Genomic DNA, 3,985 nt, shown 5'->3' on the forward strand with positions numbered 1-3,985 from the left:
GCCACCGCTGGCGTCGGGGCGGAGGCAGCTCCCGGCCCACGCGCCGCCCTCGGCACACCGCTGTCGGTACTGCTCCTGCACGTAGTTGGCGTCGCCCTCGATCAGCCCGCTGTTGGCGTTGGCGCCGTCGCGGGTCCGACTACTGACGTTTCCGAGGCCGAACCGCTGGTCCTGCACCGCGTGGACGAGTTCGTGGCCGAGGGTGAGCTCGTCGACTTGGAGGGTCGTCTCGTTGTCCGTGACGAGCACGATGGAGTCCGCGGCGGGGCTGTAGTAGCCCCCGACGGTCGCGCCGCGGTTGGACTGCTGGACCCCCAGCGAGTCCTCGTCCTCGCCGATCAGGAACAGCGCCTCGAACTTCGCGTTGTCGAACGCGCGGAACGCCTCGCTGTAGGAGCTGTTGCCCGAGGAGTTCGCGAACGCCGAACGCGAGACGATGTCGACGGGCACCGTCGTGTTGAACTCCAGTTCGCGGATCACCTCCACGCGAGCCATCGCCCGTGCGACCGTGGCGTTGAGTTCGGCCTGCGTCAGCCCGTCGCTCTGGTTCACGTCGATGCTCTCGTTGTGCCAGTAGCCGTCCTCCCAGCCGATCCGGTCGCGCTCCGGGTCCGGCGGCGCGCTCTCGTTGCTCGGCTCCGTCTGGGCCGTCGCCGCGGCGTCGCCGACGGCGGCGTCGGCGACCGGGGGGGCCGCGGCCGCGAGGGGGGCGATCCCGGCGAGGACGACCAGGGTGACAGCGAGGACCGTCGCGAGTCGTCGCATACGCGCACATGGGGAGGCCCACGCAAAAAGACCCCGGCGAGGGAACTAAGACGGCGACGGCCCATCCCTCCGCCGTGTACGATCCAGACAGCACCGCGGTCGTCGTCGTCGACATGCAGCACGGGTTCTGCCACCCCGACGGCAGCCTGTTCGCGCCCGCGAGCGAGTCGGCGATCGAGCCAGTGACCGAACTCGTCGCCCGTGCCCGCGACGCCGGCGCGAGCGTCGTCTACACGAAGGACACCCACCCCGAGGAGCAGTTCGACGGGAACCACTACTACGACGAGTTCGAGCGCTGGGGCGAACACGTCGTCGAGGGGACGTGGGACGCCGAACTCCACGACGACCTCGACGTGCGCGAGGCGGACTACGTCGTCGAGAAACACACCTACGACGCGTTCTACCGGACCGGGCTGGAGGGCTACCTCGACACCCACGGCATCGACGACCTGCTCATCTGCGGCACGCTCGCGAACGTCTGCGTGCTCCACACCGCCGGCAGCGCCGGCCTGCGGGACTACAAACCCGTGATCGTCGAGGACGCGCTCGGGTACATCGAAGAGGATCACAAGGAGTACACCGTCGAACACGCCGACTGGCTGTTCGGCGAAGTGACCGAACGCGACGACGTGACGTTCGCGTAACGGACGCTGGACTGCAGGGTCCTCGCCCGGGGTCTACCGCGACAGCGCGTCCGACTCCTCACGGAGCGTGGCCGCAGTGTCCGTCAGAACCGCGTCGTCGGGGTCGCCGGCCGTCCAGTCGAGATCCACGCTATCGTCCTCGGACCGGGGGATCACGTGGACGTGTGCGTGAAGCACCTCCTGTCCCGCCGCGCGTCCGTTCGACTGGACGACGTTGATCCCGTCCGGCTCGAACGCCGACTCCAGCGCGGCAGCGACCCGCTGTGCGGTCCGGAACACGTCCCCGACGAGCGGAGCCTGCATCTCGGTTATCGACTCGGCGTGCTCCTTCGGGACGACCAGCGTGTGCCCCCGAGCCGCCGGGTTCACGTCAAGAAAGGCGAGCGTCCGCCCGTCCTCGTACACTCGATAGGCGGGAGCACGCTCGGCAACGATCGAACAGAAGGCGCAGTCGGACATGGACGGTGGTGCGCCGTCGGCGCCAAAAGTACACCGCCGGGAGGGGACGAAATTCCGCCCCGAACGGTCGCTACCGGAACAGCCGGTAGGAGGGCTGTCCCGTTGCCACGAGCCGTTCCTCCCCCTCCTCGACGCCCCAGTCCACGTCCTCGTCGCCGTCTTCCGGCACCGTGCTGGTCACGTCGACGCGGCTGACGCCGATCGTGGAGCCGGCCCGGACGACGTCCGCGGTCGCGTGGAGGTCGCCGGTCGCCCGCCGGAGGTAGTTCACGTTCAGGCTCACCGTCGCCACGTCGACCGCCAGCGGGTCCTCGGCGGCGAGCCGCAGCGCCAGCCCGCCCGCGGTGTCGATCAGCGTCGCGGCGACGCCGCCGTGGATCGTGGGCTTCGACGCGATGTTGGTGAGCTTCTCGTCGAACGGCACCGTGAGCTCGATCCGGCCGCGCTCGACGGCGCCGACCTCGGTGCCCAGCCACGAGAGGTAGCCGTGCTCCTCCTCGATCGCGTAGCGAAGGAACTCGGCGGCCTCCTCCGGCAGCGGCGGAACGTCGGTCATACTCCCGCTGGGGTCCGGCCCACCAAGTAGCCGCGGGGTTCGGGGACAGTTTCAGGCCGTCGCCGTCCCAACCGCCGCCGATGCCCGCGATGGGTGACCTCCCCGAGGACGACGACGGCGAGTACGACCACGACTTCCGGGCCGACCCCGAGCCGTACCGCATCGGCCGGGGAGAGGAGGGCGTGTTCAAGGTGCAGCCGTACAAGTCGGAACTCCTCCCGCTGTGGGGGTACGCCGACCCCGAAACCGCCGCCGAGGCCGCCGAAGCCATCTACGAGCGGTTCCTCCGCTACCGCCGCGACGACGAGTTCGTCGGGATGGACATGGCCCGGAAGTACCTCCGGATGGGGTACACCCGGGCGATGCGCTACGCACACTACCCGGGCGGCCGAAAGTACGACAGTGACGGCAACGAGCGCGAGAGAGTCCACTGGGCCGACGCCGAGAAGCGGAAGGCGGCGCTGATTTTCGACCACGTTCGACGCCGCCTCGAGGACGACGAGGCGTACCAGCGACGCAAGCGGGAGTGGCGCGAGCGACGCGGCTAACCCAGTCGAATCGACGCGTCCGCGGACTCGATCGACGCTCGCACCTCGTCGCCGACGGCGAAGCCGTGGCCCTCGTGGAAGACGATCTTCGCGCCGAACGCCCCCGTCGCGGCGAACAGCGAGAGCCCCGTCGCGCGCTCGGTCCGGTCCGTCCCGCGGACCTCGATCGCCACGTCGCCCCAGTCCACGTCCGCGCCGCCGCCGTCCCGCGGCGTCGCCGTCCCAACCTCGCTGCCGAGCAGCGAGAGCGATCCCTCGGGTCGGCCGTCGACGCCGTACGCACCGCCACCGGAGTAGTGGGCCAGCCCGCCGTCCAGCGGCGTCCCGTCGTCAGCCGCGATCGTCGCCCAGCACCCCGGATCGGGGTGGGCGGGCGCGTCGAGTCGGACGAACGTCTGCCCGGTCTCGACGACCGTACCGGTGCCGTCCCACGGCGCACCCGTGATCGGCACGTCGGGCACGACGGGGAGCGAACCCGACGCCCGGTAGGGGTTCACGTCGGCGGGACGGAAACCGAGGTGGAGGTGGTCGTCGACCCAGCGGCCGAAGAAGCCCGAGCGCACCGTCTCACCGAGCGAGTCGCCGGCATCGATCCACTCGCCCGAAGAGACGGCAGGATCGACGTGGAGGATTCGGGCGAGCAGGTCCGATCCTCGCCCGCCGGCCCAGTCGTCGGCCACGTCGAGCACGATCAGGTGGTCGTGGTCGACCGCGTACGGGCGGTCCGGGCAGGCGACCGTCCGGGTGTCGAGCACCTCGCCGGGAAGCGGCGCGGGCGCGGTGCCGTCGTCCGGGTAGAGGTCGACCGCACAGCCGCGGTCGTGGGCGGGGTAGGGGGAGTTGTAGCAGGAGAAGCGCGCGTAGCGGGCGAGGAGCGCGTCGGGGAGCGGGACGGGAGCCTCGCTCGCCGCCTGATCCGCGGGCATACCCGAGGCGTCGCGACGGCCACGCTTAGGTACGTCGGAGCCGGAGAGCCGGTATGCGCGTGATCCGCGGGCGGGCGGGGAGCCCCG

General features: G+C 70.7%; 6 protein-coding genes. 2 read left to right on the plus strand and 4 right to left on the minus strand.

Features of this window, described 5'->3' with window-relative positions; all coding sequences use genetic code 11:
• On the minus strand, positions 1 to 765 hold a 765-nt coding region (locus ACFR9S_RS08985), incomplete at its 3' end, for an Hvo_1808 family surface protein (protein ID WP_379818455.1).
• 74 nt (positions 766 to 839) lie between these two features.
• On the opposite strand from ACFR9S_RS08985, the gene ACFR9S_RS08990 reads away from it, so the two are divergent.
• Positions 840 to 1,409: a cysteine hydrolase family protein gene (locus tag ACFR9S_RS08990; RefSeq protein WP_379732439.1), complete on the plus strand. Its 570-nt coding sequence runs from the start codon at positions 840 to 842 to the stop codon at positions 1,407 to 1,409.
• Between the two features lie 33 nt (positions 1,410 to 1,442).
• Here the strand turns inward: ACFR9S_RS08990 and ACFR9S_RS08995 are convergent, their stop codons facing one another.
• Both ACFR9S_RS08995 and ACFR9S_RS09000 read right to left on the minus strand, forming a co-directional pair.
• Positions 1,443 to 1,868 (minus strand): HIT family protein, encoded by a 426-nt coding sequence (locus ACFR9S_RS08995; protein WP_379732440.1) that lies wholly within the window; start codon positions 1,866 to 1,868, stop codon positions 1,443 to 1,445.
• Between the two features lie 70 nt (positions 1,869 to 1,938).
• Positions 1,939 to 2,424, minus strand: coding sequence for a PaaI family thioesterase (locus ACFR9S_RS09000; protein WP_379732442.1), 486 nt, complete (start codon positions 2,422 to 2,424; stop codon positions 1,939 to 1,941).
• A gap of 89 nt (positions 2,425 to 2,513) precedes the next feature.
• On the opposite strand from ACFR9S_RS09000, the gene ACFR9S_RS09005 reads away from it, so the two are divergent.
• Entirely contained in the window at positions 2,514 to 2,972 is a 459-nt protein-coding gene (locus ACFR9S_RS09005) for a DUF4385 family protein (RefSeq protein WP_379732443.1), read from the plus strand.
• On the opposite strand, the gene ACFR9S_RS09010 is transcribed toward ACFR9S_RS09005, so the two are convergent.
• Positions 2,969 to 3,898, minus strand: a complete 930-nt coding sequence (locus ACFR9S_RS09010; protein ID WP_379818456.1) for a hypothetical protein — start codon at positions 3,896 to 3,898, stop codon at positions 2,969 to 2,971. The two genes, ACFR9S_RS09005 and ACFR9S_RS09010, sit on opposite strands and share 4 nt — an antisense overlap.
• Between the last annotated feature and the right edge of the window lie 87 nt (positions 3,899 to 3,985).

The organism is Halolamina salina (assembly GCF_042678005.1).
Taxonomy (GTDB): Archaea; Halobacteriota; Halobacteria; order Halobacteriales; family Haloferacaceae; genus Halolamina; species Halolamina salina.